Source organism: Pseudomonas helleri, from assembly GCF_001043025.1.
GTDB lineage: Bacteria > Pseudomonadota > Gammaproteobacteria > Pseudomonadales > Pseudomonadaceae > Aquipseudomonas > Aquipseudomonas helleri.
On sequence record NZ_JYLD01000004.1, the window covers coordinates 69,247 to 84,149 of the forward strand.

The following is a 14,903-nucleotide window of genomic DNA, read 5'->3' on the forward strand; positions in this document are numbered from 1 at the left end:
GCTGAAGGCATGGCTAGCCGCTATGCCTTCTCTAAACCGTGCCCGCGCTGCCCACATCCCCTAGGGATGGCGACTGAAGCGGTAGTGACACACATGCCGAAATACCAAGGATTTACACACCATGTGCGGATTAGCTGGCGAGTTACGTTTTGATCATCAACCTGCCGACCTGGCGGCCATCGAACGCATCACCCACCACCTTGCTCCACGTGGCCCCGATGCCTGGGGTTTTCATAGCCAGGGGCCGATAGCCCTGGGCCATCGTCGTCTGAAAATCATGGATTTATCGGACGGCTCAGCGCAACCCATGATCGACAACCAGTTGGGCCTGTCGCTGGCGTTCAACGGGGCGATCTACAACTTCCCCGAGTTGCGCGCCGAACTCGAAGCGCTTGGCTACGCCTTTTACTCCGGCGGCGACACCGAGGTCTTGCTCAAGGGCTACCACGCCTGGGGCGAAGCCTTGCTGCCCAAGCTCAATGGCATGTTCGCTTTTGCCATATGGGAGCGAGATGCAAAACGCTTGTTCATTGCCCGCGACCGTCTGGGCGTAAAACCCCTGTACCTGTCACGCACCGGCGAACGCCTGCGCTTTGCCTCCACCCTGCCCGCCCTGCTTAAAGGCGGCGATATCAACCCGATGCTCGACCCGGTCGCGCTGAACCACTACTTGAACTTCCACGCCGTGGTCCCGGCCCCGCGCACGCTGATTGCAGGCATTGAAAAACTGCCGCCTGCTACGTGGCTGCGCATTGACGCCGACGGCACCACCGAGCAGAAAACCTGGTGGACACTGCCCTACGGCCCGCATGCAGATGAGACCAATCTAACATTTGAAGACTGGCGCGAACGCGTACTGGACAGCACCCGTAAAGCCGTCGCCATTCGCCAGCGCGCTGCGGTCGATGTCGGGGTGCTGTTGTCAGGCGGTGTCGACTCCAGCCTGCTGGTCGGTTTGCTGCGGGAAGTCGGCGTACAAGACCTGTCGACCTTTTCCATTGGCTTTGCAGACGCAGGCGGCGAGCGCGGGAATGAATTCGAGTATTCGGATCTGATTGCCGAGCATTACGGCACCCGTCATCACCAGTTACGCATTGGCGAAAACGAAATCATCGAGCAATTGCCGGCGGCCTTCCGGGCCATGAGCGAGCCGATGGTCAGTCACGACTGCATCGCCTTTTACCTGCTGTCGCGCGAAGTCGCCAAACATTGCAAGGTGGTGCAAAGCGGCCAGGGCGCTGATGAATTGTTTGCCGGTTACCACTGGTACCCGCAAGTTGATGGCGCCAGCGATCCTTACGCGGCCTACCGCGAGGCCTTTTTTGATCGCAGCTATGCCGAGTACCAGGCCACGGTGCAGCCACAATGGCTGACCGCCAACGATGCTGCCGGTGACTTTGTGCGCGAGCACTTTGCCCAGCCCGGCGCCGATGCGGGCGTCGACAAGGCGCTGCGTCTGGACAGCACGGTAATGCTGGTGGATGACCCGGTGAAGCGTGTCGATAACATGACCATGGCCTGGGGCCTTGAAGCGCGTACACCGTTTCTGGATTACCGCCTGGCGGAACTGTCGGCGCGCATCCCGGCGCGTTTCAAGCTGCCCAACGGCGGCAAGCATGTGCTCAAGGAAGCCGCGCGCCTGGTGATCCCCAGCGAAGTCATCGACCGCAAAAAAGGCTACTTCCCGGTACCCGGTCTCAAGCATCTGGAAGGCAACACGCGCAATTGGGTACGCGATCTATTGCTGGACCCAAGCCAGGATCGCGGGCTGTTTCAGCCGGCCATGCTGGATAGCTTGCTGAGCCATCCGCAAAGCCAACTGACGCCACTGAACGGTTCCAAACTGTGGCAATTGGCAGCCCTGAATCTGTGGCTGAGCGAACAAGGAATTTGATCAATGAAACCCCTTGCCACCGCCTATAGCCAACGTTTACTGCGCGGGCAAACGCCCTCCTACGAGCGACTCCAGGCGCGCTTTGCCGAAGATGGCAGCGCGCTGGATACGCAGCCGGTCGCCGTGCACTGCGGCTGGGGCCGCTTGCTGATCGGGCACACCTTCCCCGACCCGGCACGCCTGGCCAACGAACTGCTGAACGAACAAGCCGGGGAACGCGATATCGCCCTATATGTGGCCGCGCCGCAACAGGTCTTGGCGCAGTCACCGCAACAACTGTTTCTCGACCCTTCGGACACCTTGCGCCTGTGGTTCACCGATTACCGTCCGGCAACCCGGGTGTTTCGTGGTTTCCGCATTCGTCGAGTGCGCAGCGAGGCCGACTGGAGCGCGGTCAATGCCTTGTATCAGGCGCGCAACATGCTGCCGGTCGACCCGGACTTGCTCACCGCACGTCATAACGGTGGCCCGGTGTACTGGCTGGCCGAAGACGAGGACAGCGGCGTGGTAATTGGCAGCATCATGGGCCTGAACCACCACACGGCATTCCATGACCCGGAAAATGGCAGCAGCCTGTGGTGCCTGGCGGTTGACCCACATTGCTCGCGCCCCGGTGTTGGCGAAGTGCTGGTGCGGCATCTGGTCGAACACTTTATGAGCCGCGGTTTGAGTTATCTCGACCTGTCGGTGCTGCACAACAACCAGCAAGCCAAGAACCTCTACCGCAAACTGGGCTTTCGCACCCTGTCGACATTTGCCATCAAACGTAAAAACGGTATCAACCAACCGTTGTTTCTCGGCCCTGGCCCGGAGGCAGGACTTAACCCGTATGCGCAGATTTTGGTTGAGGAAGCCTACAAACGCGGCATCGATGTGCACATCGATGACGCCAACGCCGGGCTGTTCACCCTCAGCCATGGCGGACGGCGTATTCGCTGTCGCGAGTCGCTGACCGATCTGACCAGCTCCATCAGCATGAGCCTGTGTCAGGACAAGAGCCTGACCCACAAAGTGCTCAGCGCCGCAGGTTTGAACGTGCCAACCCAACAACGCGCAGGCAATGCCGATGACAACCTCGCGTTTCTCGAAGAACACCTGCGGGTGGTGGTCAAACCGCTGGATGGCGAGCAAGGCAATGGGGTAGCGGTTGATTTGCAAACCATTGAACACGTGCAGGATGCGATCAAGGCGGCGCAGGCCTTTGACAGCCGGGTGTTGCTCGAAAGCTTCCACGAAGGCCATGACCTGCGCATCGTAGTGATTGGTTATGAAGTGGTCGCGGCCGCCATTCGGCGCCCGGCCCAGGTCATCGGCGATGGCCAGCACAACGTCCGTCAACTGATCGAAGCCCAAAGCCGTCGCCGTCAGGCCGCCACCCAAGGCGAAAGCCGCATCCCGCTGGACGCCGAAACCCTGCGTGCCGTGCAAGCGGCTGGTTACGACTACGACAGCATCCTGCCTGCTGGCCAGTTGCTGGCGGTGCGCCGCACGGCCAACTTGCATACCGGCGGCTGCCTGGAAGACGTCACGGCCATCCTTCACCCGGTTCTCGCCGATGCGGCCGTGCGGGCCGCCCGGGCACTGGATATCCCGGTGGTTGGGCTCGACATGATGGTGCCCGGCGCCGACCAGCCCGAGTACGTGTTTATCGAAGCGAACGAGCGCGCCGGGCTGGCCAACCATGAACCGCAGCCCACCGCTGAGCGCTTTATCGACTTGCTGTTTCCGCACAGCCAGCCCGCCCCCTGAACGGTGGGGTCTGTTGACGTTTCTTCGCGCCTGCATTGAAACGTCAACAATCCCTATGTACTGCCTCTCCCGCAAAAGGAGCTTTTATGAGTCATGCCCTGCCAGAACCTGACCTTGAGTACCTGCAACGGGTTCTCCTGGAAATGCTTGCCATCCCCAGCCCGACCGGGTTTACCGACACCATCGTGCGTTACGTCGCTGAGCGGCTTGAAGAATTGGGCATCCCCTTTGAACTGACCCGGCGCGGCACCTTGCGCGCCACGATTAAAGGCCAGCAGAGCGGCCCGGACCGCGCCGTGTCAGCTCACCTGGACACCATTGGCGCCAGCGTTAGGGCCATCAAAGACAACGGCCGTCTGGTGCTGGCCCCGGTTGGTTGCTGGTCCAGCCGCTTTGCCGAAGGCAGCCGGGTCAGCCTGTTTACTGACAACGGCGTGATTCGCGGCAGCGTGTTGCCATTAATGGCGTCCGGCCATGCGTTTAATACCGCCGTGGATGAATTGCCGGTGAGCTGGGACCACATTGAGTTGCGCCTGGACGCCTACTGCGTGACGCGTGCCGACTGCGATTCATTGGGGGTCAATGTTGGGGATTTTGTCGCCTTTGACCCGCTGCCCGAGTTCACCGAAAGCGGCCATATCAGCGCCCGGCACCTGGACGACAAAGCCGGTGTTGCTGCCTTGCTGGCCGCACTCAAGGCCATCGTCGAGAGTGGTGAGCAACCACTGATCGACTGCCATCCGCTGTTCACCATCACCGAAGAAACCGGCAGTGGCGCGGCGGCAGCCTTGCCGTGGGACGTGAGTGAGTTTGTCGGCATTGATATTGCGCCCGTCGCCGAGGGCCAGCACTCCAGTGAACATGCAGTCAGCGTGGCCATGCAGGATTCGGGTGGCCCGTATGACTACCATTTGTCACGGCACCTGTTGGGTTTGGCGACCCACAACGACATACCGGTACGCCGCGATATGTTCCGTTACTACTTCAGTGATGCGCATTCAGCCGTCACGGCGGGGCACGACATTCGCTGTGCCTTGCTGGCATTTGGTTGCGACGCGACCCACGGTTATGAGCGCACGCACATTGATAGTCTGGCGGGATTGAGCCGCTTATTGAGTGCTTACCTGCTGAGCCCGCCGGTTTTTGCCAGCGACGCCCAACCGGCGCAAGGCTCACTGGACCGTTTTAGTCACCAGTTGGAGCACGATGCCCAGATGGAAAGCGATACCCGCGTGCCGTCGGTCGACAGCCTGGTGGGGGAAAACAGGAGCTGAAAATAATTTGCAGGAGCTAACTTGCCTCGTGATCTTTTAAAGGATCAAAAGATCGCGAGACGAGCTCGCTCCTACAGTGTTTTGCACCGCAGTTAAACCTGCGACTGGGCGCCTTCGAACCACGCCAGCTTCTCACGCAGCAACACCACTTCGCCGACGATCACCAGGGTCGGGGCATGCACTTCGTGCTCTGCGACCAAGGTCGGCAGGTCTTTCAACGTGCCGGTAAACACTCGCTGGTTAGAGGTGGTGCCTTGCTGGATCAATGCAGCCGGGGTGTCCGCCGAGCGACCATGGGCAATCAGTTGCTCGCAGATAATCGGCAAGCCAATCAGGCCCATGTAGAACACCAAGGTTTGCGCCGGAGCGACAAGATCGTTCCATGGCAAGTTGCTGGTGCCGTCCTTTAGGTGGCCTGTCACGAAACGCACGGATTGCGCGTAGTCACGATGGGTCAACGGAATACCGGCATAGGCCGCGCAACCGCTGGCGGCGGTAATGCCCGGCACCACCTGGAAGGGAATCCCGTGGGCTGCCAGCTCTTCGATTTCTTCGCCACCACGGCCAAAGATGAACGGATCACCGCCTTTGAGCCGCACCACGCGCTTGCCTTGCTTGGCCAAGTCCACCAGTTGCTGGTTGATCTGGTCTTGCGGCACTGCGTGATCAGCACGTCGCTTGCCTACGTAGATACGCTCGGCATCGCGGCGGCACAGTTCCAGAATCGCCGGTGCCACCAGACGGTCGTAGAGCACCACGTCCGCCTGTTGCATAAGGCGCAAGGCGCGGAAGGTCAGCAGATCCGGGTCACCCGGCCCGGCGCCCACGAGGTAAACCTCACCCGTGGTCACCGTCGCTTCGCCATTGATCTTGGCCTCTAGCAGACGTTCTGCCTCAGCACCCTGCCCGGCCAACTGACGGTCGGCAATCGGGCCCTGAAACACGTCTTCCCAGAAGCCGCGACGCTGTTGCACATCCGGGAACAGGTTTTTTACCTGACTGCGAAAACGCGCAGCCAAGCCCGCCAGTTGCCCATAGGTCGAGGGGATCCAGGTTTCAATCTTGGCCCGAATCAATCGCGCCAGCACCGGCGCATCGCCGCCACTGGAGATGGCAACGATCAACGGCGAGCGATCAACGATGGCAGGGAAAATCACGCTGCACAGCGCAGGCGCGTCGACCACGTTGACCGGCACGCAACGTCGATGGGCATCAGCGGACACTTGAGCGTTGAGCGGCTCATCGTCGGTGGCGGCGATGACCAGCCCGCACCCGTCAAGGTCGGCCTCGACATAACCGCGCAACACCTGCTCACCGCCGCTACTGTTTACCAACTCGCACAACTGTGGCTCTATCGCGGGCGCAACGACCCGCAACACCGCACCGGCATCGGCCAGCAGGCGAGATTTGCGCAAGGCAATCTCGCCACCGCCGACCACCAGCACACGGCGGCCACGCAGGTTATGAAACAGCGGCAGAAACTCCATTTAGCCGATGACCTCAATACCGCCCATGTAAGGCTTAAGCACTTCTGGCACACGGATCGAGCCGTCGGCCTGCTGGTAGTTTTCCAGCACGGCCACCAGCGTACGACCGACCGCCAGGCCGGAACCGTTGAGGGTGTGAACCAGCTCAGGCTTGCCGGTTTCGGTGTTACGGAAACGCGCCTGCATACGACGGGCCTGGAAATCGCCGCAGTTGGAGCACGACGAGATCTCGCGGTACTTGTCCTGGCTCGGGATCCACACTTCCAGATCGTAGGTCTTGCTTGCGCTGAAGCCCATGTCGCCGGTGCACAGCGCCAAGGTGCGGTATGGCAGTTCGAGCAGTTGCAGAACTTTTTCGGCGTTGCCGACCAGGCCTTCCAGCGCGTCCATCGACGTCGAAGGCTCGACGATCTGCACCATTTCAACCTTGTCGAACTGGTGCTGGCGAATCATGCCGCGCGTGTCGCGGCCCGAAGCACCGGCCTCACTGCGGAAGCATGGCGTGTGCGCCACAAACTTGATCGGCAGCGATTTGTGATCGACGATCTCGCCCGCAACGATGTTGGTCAGCGACACTTCAGCGGTCGGGATCAAGTACAGATCGGCTTCGCCTTCGCGGCTGATCTTGAACAGGTCTTCTTCGAACTTGGGCAACTGGCCAGTGCCCTGCAGCGCAGGTGCCTGAACCAGGTAAGGCGTGTATGCCTCTTCGTAGCCGTGTTCGTTGATGTGCAGGTTGATCATGAACTGCGCCAGGGCGCGGTGCAGGCGAGCGATCGGCCCACGCAGCAAGGCAAAACGGGCGCCGGACAATTTGGCGGCAGTTTCAAAATCCAGCCAGCCGTGTTGCTCGCCCAGGGCGACGTGGTCCTTGATCTCGAAATCAAAGGCTTTTGGCGTGCCCCAGCGGCGAACTTCGACGTTGTCGTCTTCGTCCGCACCCACCGGTACCGATTCATCCGGCAGGTTCGGCAGGCTCAACAGAATCGAGTCCAGTTCGGTCTGGATGGCATCCAGTTCAACCTTGCCGTTGGCCAGATCGCTGCCCATGGTTTCTACACTGGCCATCAGTGGCGCGATGTCTTCGCCGCGCGCCTTGGCCTGGCCAATGCTCTTGGAGATGGCATTGCGCTCAGCCTGCAGACGCTCGGTCAGGGTTTGAACTTCTTTACGCTTGGCTTCCAGCGCGTCGATGCGCGCCACGTCCAGCTTAAAGCCACGGGATGCCAGGCGATCCGCTACGTCCTGCAGGTTCGTACGTAACAGTTTGGAATCGAGCATGTCGGTTTCTCGTTTATCAAAGTTTGGTCAGGGACAGGCCAGCCCAGGTTGCAAGCAGCCCGCCGAATACGCTGATGGCTGCATAGCCCAGTGCCAAAGGCACTTGCCCGCTTTCCAGCAGGCGCACCGTATCCAGTGAAAAGGATGAAAAAGTGGTCAAACCACCCAGGAAACCGACCATTAATCCGGCGCGGACTTCAATCGGTACTTCCGGGCGGATTAAAAAAAGTCCGTAAAGGATGCCAATCAGCAGGCAGCCCACGATATTAACGGCCAATGTCGCGGTATAGAAGTGCTTTGGCCAATTGGCGTTCACCCAATTGCCCGTGGCGAAACGCAACAATGTACCTGCAATACCGCCCACCGTTACCGCAGCGATCAAAGGAATCAAGGTTTTCTCCGCTGTAGAGGGCTGGCCCGATCAAGTGCAGCCAGGTGTTTAAGCTTCTCGCCAATCTTCAATTCGAGCCCGCGCGGGACGGGCTGATACAACGGTAACGGCTCCAGCTCATCCGGGAAGTAGTCTTCACCGGCAGCATAGGCATCAGGCTCATCGTGGGCGTAACGGTATTCGTCGCCATAACCCAATTGCTTCATGAGCTTGGTCGGGGCATTGCGCAAATGCAGCGGGACTTCGAGCGAACCGTATTCGGCGGCGCTGCGCAGCGCGGCCTTGAAGCCCATGTACACCGCGTTGCTTTTCGGCGCACAGGCCAGGTAAGTAATGGCCTGGGCCACGGCCAGCTCGCCTTCGGGGCTGCCTAGACGCTCTTGCACGTCCCAGGCTGACAGGCACAGGCTCAAGGCCCGCGGGTCAGCGTTGCCGATATCTTCACTGGCCATGCGCACCACCCGGCGCGCGATGTACAGCGGGTCACAACCGCCGTCGATCATGCGCGCAAACCAGTACAACGCACCGTCCGGATTGGAGCCACGCACCGATTTGTGCAAGGCCGAGATCTGGTCGTAAAACGCTTCACCGCCTTTGTCGAAGCGCCGCTGGGTATCGCCCAGCAAGTCATGCAACAGGTCGACGCCGATTTCACTGTGGTCTTCGGCCAGGTCAGAGGCGTTTTCCAGCAGGTTGAGCAAACGTCGGCCATCGCCATCAGCGGCCCTGAGCAACGTCTGGAAACCCTCATCGCCCAAGGTCAAGCCGCGTTTGCCCAGGCCTTTGTCTTCGGTCAACGCCCGGTGTACCAACTTGCGCAACGCCGCCTCGTCGAGGCTTTTGAGCACGTAGACCCGCGCCCGTGACAACAGGGCGTTGTTGAGCTCAAAGGAGGGGTTTTCGGTGGTCGCACCGATAAAAATCAGGGTGCCGTCTTCAACGTAGGGCAAGAACGCATCTTGCTGCGACTTGTTGAAGCGGTGCACTTCGTCGACAAACAGAATGGTCCGCCGCCCGTACTGGCCGGCTTGCTGCTTGGCGATTTCCACCGCCTGGCGGATCTCCTTGACCCCGGCCAGGACGGCCGAGACCGTTTCAAAATGAGCATCCGAGACTTCAGCCAGCAGCCGCGCCAGCGTGGTTTTACCCACACCGGGCGGCCCCCAGAAGATCATCGAGTGCAGCGCGCCCTGCTCCAGCGCTTCACGCAGGGGCTTGCCCCGGGCGAGCAGGTGTTGTTGACCGACATACTCATCCAGATTGGTCGCCCGTAGACGGGCGGCCAAGGGCTGGGCAATCGGTGCACTTCGAAACAGATCCATAGCGGCGTTTGAAACCTCGTCCAGGGCTTATTCCTGGATGACATCAGCCCCTTTCGGGATATCGAACTTGAATTTGGACGCCGGGATCGGCTCGTTGGCCTTGACCCCGGTGAACAGCAGATCAGTGCGCTGACCTACGCTATCAACCAGACGCATGTTGTTGATCAGGCCACTGCGAAACGACAGGTTCAGCGAGTCAAACAGGGTGTCTTTGGTTTTTGGCTTGAGCGTGAAGTCGATCACTTCACCCGATTGTTTGGAGGTGATATCAAAGCTTTCGCTGATTTTTGAGACATCACCCGAGAGCAGCAAGGCCGGGGTCTGGGTCAGGCGCTGATCAAGCTTCTTGATGGTGACCTGCTCCAGGTCCGGGTCCCACAAAGTAACTTTCTGGCCATCGGAAACCATGGTCTGCTCGTTCGGCGCATCAGTGTGCCAGTAGAACAACCCCGGACGCTGCAAGGCCATTTGCCCTTTGGTGTCTTGCAACTGGGTGCCGCTGCCATCGAGGGTCAACTGAGAAAAATTGGCCGTCAAGGTTTTCGACCGTTCCAGAAGGTTGGTCAGGCTCTGTACATCCGCCGGAGCGGCACTGGCGGAAAAGGCAGTCAACGCCAAAACCGGTAGCAACAACATGCTGACAAAACGCATGGAAATCCTCATTGATTAGTTAAACCCTGCTTGCAGCTTACCTGCGAGCAGATCAGTCGCGCATTGGAGCCGGCGCTATCACTTCGCGCGAGCCGTTGGTATTCATTGCGGTCACGACCCCGGCCATTTCCATGGACTCGATCATGCGTGCCGCGCGGTTGTAGCCGATCTTCAGTTTGCGTTGAACCGCAGAGATCGAAGCGCGACGGCTTTCGAGCACGAACTGCACAGCCTCGTCGTACAGCGCATCGGTTTCAGCGTCATCGCCGCCTTCACTGCTACCGCCATCAAAGCCGCTACCCGGCTCTTCGACGCCCGCCAGAATGTCATCGTTATAGTCCGGTGTACCACGCTGTTTCCAGGCTTCAACCACACGGTGCACTTCTTCGTCAGACACGAACGCACCGTGTACCCGAATCGGCAAACTTGTGCCTGGCGGCATGTAGAGCATGTCACCGTGGCCCAGCAGTTGTTCGGCGCCACCCTGGTCGATGATGGTACGCGAGTCAATTTTGCTCGATACCTGGAACGCCATACGGGTCGGGATGTTGGCCTTAATCAGACCGGTGATCACGTCTACCGATGGGCGCTGGGTCGCGAGGATCAAGTGAATCCCGGCAGCCCGCGCTTTCTGGGCAATACGGGCAATCAGTTCTTCGACCTTTTTGCCGACGATCATCATCATGTCGGCAAATTCGTCGACCACCACCACGATGGTCGGCAGCTTGGTCAGCAGCGGCGCTTCGTCATGGATGCTTTCGCGCTTGTACAGCGGGTCGCTGATCGGCTCACCCGCCGCTTCGGCATCTTTGATCTTCTGGTTGAAACCGGCCAGGTTACGCACGCCCATCTTGGCCATCAGCTTGTAGCGGCGCTCCATCTCGGCAACGCTCCAGCGCAGGGCGTTGGCCGCGTCTTTCATGTCGGTCACAACCGGGCAGAGCAAGTGCGGAATGCCTTCGTAGATCGACAGCTCAAGCATTTTCGGGTCGATCATGATCAGCTTGGCGTCTTCCGGGCCCGACTTGAACAGGATCGACAGGATCATCGCGTTCACGCCCACCGACTTACCGGAACCGGTGGTACCGGCCACCAACAGGTGCGGCATTTTTGCCAGGTCGGTAATCACCGCCTTGCCGCCAATGTCATGACCCAAGGCCAAGGTAACTGGCGATTTGGCGTCATCGAACTCTGGGGTCGACAGCACTTCGGAGAAGCGCACGATCTGGCGATCTTCGTTGGGGATCTCGATGCCCACCGTGGTTTTACCCGGAATCACCTCAACCACCCGCACGCTGGTCACGGCCAGCGAACGTGCCAGGTCTTTGGCCAGGTTGGCGATACGGCTGACCTTGACCCCGGCCGCTGGCTGGATTTCATAACGGGTAATGACCGGACCCGGATGAATCGAGTCCACCGCCACCTCGACCCCGAATTCCTTGAGCTTGATCTCAAGCAAATGGCCAACAGCCGCGAGGGATTCAGGGGAATAGTTGAGCTGTTTCTTCTCGGCCGGGTCCAGAATCGAGATCGGAGGCAAGGTGCCTTCAACCGCGCTGTCGACAAACAACGGCACTTGTTTCTCTTTTTGCACACGCTTGCTCGGCTCCGGCGCTTTGGCCGGTGCCGGGGTAATTACAGCCGGCACGTGTTTTTCACGCTCGGTCATGTGCTTGGTCAGCGCCTGTTCACGTTCGATCAGGCGTTCTTTGGCCTTGGCCTGCTCACGCTTGTCGGGAACGCTTGGGGCGACCACTTCGTTAACCCGTGTGTCGACTTCACGCAATTGTGCAACCAGTTGCTTGCGCTCATTACGGTCAGACCACCAGCGATTCGCGGCGCCCTGGATCAACTCGAACAGATCAAGGGTGATTTTGCCGGTCACGTCCATGACCTTGAACCACGACAAATCGGTAAAAACAGTCAAACCGAACAGGAACAAGGCAATCAGCAGCAAGGTACTGCCTTGAATGTTAAGCGCGTTCTTCGCCAGATCACCCAGGCTTTCGCCCAGCGCACCACCAGCACCGGCGGGCAAGCCGCTGGCAGAATGGAAGTGAATGTGCGCCAGCGCGGCACCTGAAAGCACCAGAAAAATCAGGCCGACCAGCCGCCACGAAAACAGCAGGCCGCTCCACTGCCACGGCTGATGCCGCTCGCGGAAAATCTGATACGCCTTGATCGCCAGCAGCAGCGGGAAGATGTAGGCAAAATAGCCGAGCACCATGAACAGGATGTCCGCACTGTAGGCGCCCGCAGGCCCGCCAAAGTTCTGCACATCCACCACGCGGCTATTGTGGCTCCAGCCGGGGTCGTCCTTACCGTAGGTCAGCAAGGCCATCATCATGAACAGGCATAGAGCGCCAATAGCGAGCAATGCACCTTCCTTGAGCCGGTAGTGCAATTGCTGACGCCAGAGTGGAACTGTTTTAGGTGCTGCTGTGGATTTCTTCAAAACGCGTCTTTTCCTGCGCCTGTGGCGCGCCCAACAATTGATTGACTGCAAAATACTGCTCAATTCGAGCAGGTGACAAGTTCAGACATGAAACTGGACTAGCCTTGCACACAGCCTTGTAATATGACTCGTCACCCCAAGACCAGCCCGCCAGGGAGTGAGGCGAATGTTGTGCAGTTTAGAACAGCTCAAACAGGCGGGCCATTGTACGGGTTTAAGCCGTGGATGCCACGCTGACGCCAGCGCCGGGCGCGATCATCATGTGCCCGCCCGAGAGCCGCCAATTTGAGCATGCATTGCCTTGTGTGACAAAGACTTATAGCGCTGTCGCGACAGCCACGGATCCGCTCGACTCAGACCGCGGCAACGCGACAGAGTTGCAGCCCCCCTCCCCTCTTCTGTAAGACCGATTGCCATGCTGACCTGGTTAAAACGCGACACCCTGACATTCCCGCCACTGACAACGGCCATGCGCGAACCCAATGGCTTGCTCGCCGCCGGCGGCGATCTGTCCCCTGACCGGCTGATCCAGGCCTATCGCCATGGCTGCTTCCCGTGGTTTTCCGAAGGCCAGCCGATACTCTGGTGGTCGCCAGACCCGCGCACGGTGTTATTTCCGCAAGAGCTGCATATCTCGCGCAGCCTGGCAAAACTATTGCGCCAGCAACGTTACCACGTGACGTTCGACCGCGACTTCGAAGGGGTTATTCGAGCCTGCGCCGAACCGCGAAGCTATGCCGACGGCACGTGGATTACCGAAAAAATGCAAGATGCCTACATCGAGCTTCACGCACGCGGCCACGCGCACTCGGTAGAAGTCTGGGACAACGGCGAACTGGTTGGCGGCTTGTACGGCCTGGCGATGGGCCAATTGTTTTTTGGCGAGTCCATGTTCAGCCGCGCAGACAACGCCTCAAAAGTGGGGTTTGCGACGCTGGTCAGTCACTTGAAGGCCTGGGGCTTTGTGCTGATTGACTGCCAGATGCCGACCAATCACCTCGAAAGCCTGGGCGCCCGCTCAATCCCACGACAACAATTCGCCGATTACCTACACAAACATCTCGATCTACCTACAAACGCAGAGTGGGTTTGATAGGCGAGTTTTGCTGGCTGGCTTACACTTAATTCAAAGATTTCCCTGAGGGCCCATCATGACCGAGCTGGCGCGCTTGAAGTTTTATGCCACTCAACCTCACGTTTGCAGCTACCTGCCCGATGAACAGGCGACCACGCTGTTCCTCGATCCCAGCCAGCCGATGGATGTGCAGGTCTATGCCGACTTGTCCGAAATGGGCTTTCGTCGCAGTGGCGACCACCTTTATCGACCCCATTGCGTGAATTGCGATGCGTGTACACCTGCGCGCATCCCGGTACAGACGTTTATCCCCAATCGCCAGCAAAAGCGTATTTTCAAACGCAATACCGACCTCCAGGTCAAGGCCGCCAAGCCCAGTTTTAGCGATGAGTACTTCGCCCTCTACAAGCGCTACATCGAACTACGGCATGCAGACGGCGACATGTACCCGCCAAGCCGTGAGCAATTTTCGACGTTTTTGGTGCGCGACTTGCCGTTCTCGACGTTTTACGAGTTTCGTCTCGACGGACGGTTACTGGCCGTGGCGGTCACTGACGTGCTGCCCAATGGTTTGTCGGCGGTGTATACCTTCTACGAGCCTGACGAAGAGCGCCGCAGCCTGGGCCGTTACGGGATTCTCTGGCAAATTGCCGAAACCCGCCGCCTGGGGCTGAATGCGCTGTACCTCGGGTACTGGATCAAGAACTGCAAAAAGATGAATTACAAGACTGAATATCGGCCCATTGAGCTGCTGATTAATCAGAGATGGAGCACTCTTTACTGAACCCCTTGGCTTAAACCCTACTTTTCGGGCACAATGCACGCCGCTTTTGCCTGGCGCAGTTGCACCGGGCCATTCACTGGACACCGAGGGCTTTACTGCATGTCGAAAGAAGACAGCTTCGAAATGGAAGGCACTGTCGTCGACACCCTGCCCAACACCATGTTTCGTGTGGAGTTGGAAAATGGGCACGTCGTAACCGCGCATATTTCCGGCAAGATGCGCAAGAACTACATTCGTATTCTTACCGGTGACAAAGTGCGCGTCGAACTGACGCCCTATGACTTGAGCAAAGGGCGCATCACTTACCGCGCTCGTTAATCAAGTCAATACAAGACGCCCGGCTCTGCCGGGCGTTTTTGTTTGCCTGCGATATGACGAACGCCTGGCCTGACTGTAGGAGCGAGCTTGCCTCGCGATCTCTTGATCTAAGCCCCCCTCACCCTAGCCCTCTCCCGCAGGAGAGGGAACCGATTGGGGGATGCTGAAGATACTCGCCGGCCTGCTTGCTACGCGACAGCGCGGCGTCGAAGACGAGGCGGC

At 59.2% G+C, this 14,903-nt stretch carries 12 protein-coding genes; 6 read left to right on the forward strand and 6 right to left on the reverse strand.

Annotation, left to right across the window (positions count from 1 at the left end):
- Positions 1 to 121 precede the first annotated feature (121 nt).
- From TU84_RS08025 to TU84_RS08035, 3 genes are all read left to right on the forward strand, one after another.
- The gene (locus TU84_RS08025) at positions 122 to 1,894 is read left to right on the forward strand and encodes an N-acetylglutaminylglutamine amidotransferase (RefSeq protein ID WP_048368527.1); all 1,773 of its coding nucleotides are present in this window, start codon (positions 122 to 124) and stop codon (positions 1,892 to 1,894) included.
- Between the two features lie 3 nt (positions 1,895 to 1,897).
- Positions 1,898 to 3,643 carry an N-acetylglutaminylglutamine synthetase gene (gene ngg / locus TU84_RS08030; protein ID WP_048368528.1) on the forward strand — a complete coding sequence of 582 codons (1,746 nt, stop codon included), beginning with the start codon at positions 1,898 to 1,900 and terminating at the stop codon, positions 3,641 to 3,643.
- A gap of 86 nt (positions 3,644 to 3,729) precedes the next feature.
- Complete coding sequence (locus tag TU84_RS08035; RefSeq protein ID WP_048368529.1) at positions 3,730 to 4,917, forward strand: osmoprotectant NAGGN system M42 family peptidase; 1,188 nt, start codon at positions 3,730 to 3,732, stop codon at positions 4,915 to 4,917.
- Positions 4,918 to 5,009: 92 nt separating this feature from the next.
- Here TU84_RS08035 and cysG read toward each other — a convergent pair whose 3' ends face one another.
- The 6 genes from cysG to TU84_RS08065 are packed head-to-tail and all read right to left on the reverse strand — an operon-like array spanning position 5,010 to position 12,546.
- Complete coding sequence (gene cysG / locus TU84_RS08040) at positions 5,010 to 6,404, reverse strand: siroheme synthase CysG (RefSeq protein ID WP_048368530.1); 1,395 nt, start codon at positions 6,402 to 6,404, stop codon at positions 5,010 to 5,012.
- On the reverse strand, positions 6,405 to 7,685 hold the full coding sequence (gene serS / locus TU84_RS08045) for a serine--tRNA ligase (RefSeq protein ID WP_048368531.1): 1,281 nt from the start codon (positions 7,683 to 7,685) through the stop codon (positions 6,405 to 6,407).
- Positions 7,686 to 7,701: 16 nt separating this feature from the next.
- The gene (gene crcB, locus TU84_RS08050; RefSeq protein WP_048368532.1) at positions 7,702 to 8,076 is read right to left on the reverse strand and encodes a fluoride efflux transporter CrcB; all 375 of its coding nucleotides are present in this window, start codon (positions 8,074 to 8,076) and stop codon (positions 7,702 to 7,704) included.
- The gene (locus TU84_RS08055) at positions 8,073 to 9,398 is read right to left on the reverse strand and encodes a replication-associated recombination protein A (RefSeq protein ID WP_048368533.1); all 1,326 of its coding nucleotides are present in this window, start codon (positions 9,396 to 9,398) and stop codon (positions 8,073 to 8,075) included. The genes crcB and TU84_RS08055 overlap by 4 nt, the downstream gene beginning before the upstream one ends.
- A gap of 27 nt (positions 9,399 to 9,425) precedes the next feature.
- Positions 9,426 to 10,049, reverse strand: a complete 624-nt coding sequence (gene lolA, locus TU84_RS08060; RefSeq protein ID WP_048368534.1) for an outer membrane lipoprotein chaperone LolA — start codon at positions 10,047 to 10,049, stop codon at positions 9,426 to 9,428.
- A 52-nt stretch (positions 10,050 to 10,101) separates the two neighbouring features.
- Positions 10,102 to 12,546 carry a DNA translocase FtsK gene (locus TU84_RS08065; RefSeq protein ID WP_371928870.1) on the reverse strand — a complete coding sequence of 815 codons (2,445 nt, stop codon included), beginning with the start codon at positions 12,544 to 12,546 and terminating at the stop codon, positions 10,102 to 10,104.
- Positions 12,547 to 12,919: 373 nt separating this feature from the next.
- Here TU84_RS08065 and aat point away from each other — a divergent pair, with 373 nt between their 5' ends.
- The 3 genes from aat (at position 12,920) to infA (ending at position 14,681) form a co-directional block, all read left to right on the forward strand.
- On the forward strand, positions 12,920 to 13,597 hold the full coding sequence (aat, locus tag TU84_RS08070) for a leucyl/phenylalanyl-tRNA--protein transferase (protein ID WP_048368536.1): 678 nt from the start codon (positions 12,920 to 12,922) through the stop codon (positions 13,595 to 13,597).
- A 58-nt stretch (positions 13,598 to 13,655) separates the two neighbouring features.
- Entirely contained in the window at positions 13,656 to 14,363 is a 708-nt protein-coding gene (locus TU84_RS08075) for an arginyltransferase (protein ID WP_048368537.1), read from the forward strand.
- Between the two features lie 99 nt (positions 14,364 to 14,462).
- Entirely contained in the window at positions 14,463 to 14,681 is a 219-nt protein-coding gene (gene infA / locus TU84_RS08080; protein ID WP_002553999.1) for a translation initiation factor IF-1, read from the forward strand.
- The last annotated feature ends 222 nt before the right edge of the window (positions 14,682 to 14,903 follow it).

Coding starts and splice junctions, on each gene's coding strand:
- TU84_RS08025 (WP_048368527.1), top strand. CDS start 122: ATGTGCGGATTAGCTGGCGAGTTACGTTTTGATCATCAACCTGCCGAC.
- ngg (WP_048368528.1), top strand. CDS start 1,898: ATGAAACCCCTTGCCACCGCCTATAGCCAACGTTTACTGCGCGGGCAA.
- TU84_RS08035 (WP_048368529.1), top strand. CDS start 3,730: ATGAGTCATGCCCTGCCAGAACCTGACCTTGAGTACCTGCAACGGGTT.
- cysG (WP_048368530.1), bottom strand. CDS start 6,404: ATGGAGTTTCTGCCGCTGTTTCATAACCTGCGTGGCCGCCGTGTGCTG.
- serS (WP_048368531.1), bottom strand. CDS start 7,685: ATGCTCGATTCCAAACTGTTACGTACGAACCTGCAGGACGTAGCGGAT.
- TU84_RS08055 (WP_048368533.1), bottom strand. CDS start 9,398: ATGGATCTGTTTCGAAGTGCACCGATTGCCCAGCCCTTGGCCGCCCGT.
- lolA (WP_048368534.1), bottom strand. CDS start 10,049: ATGCGTTTTGTCAGCATGTTGTTGCTACCGGTTTTGGCGTTGACTGCC.
- aat (WP_048368536.1), top strand. CDS start 12,920: ATGCTGACCTGGTTAAAACGCGACACCCTGACATTCCCGCCACTGACA.
- TU84_RS08075 (WP_048368537.1), top strand. CDS start 13,656: ATGACCGAGCTGGCGCGCTTGAAGTTTTATGCCACTCAACCTCACGTT.
- infA (WP_002553999.1), top strand. CDS start 14,463: ATGTCGAAAGAAGACAGCTTCGAAATGGAAGGCACTGTCGTCGACACC.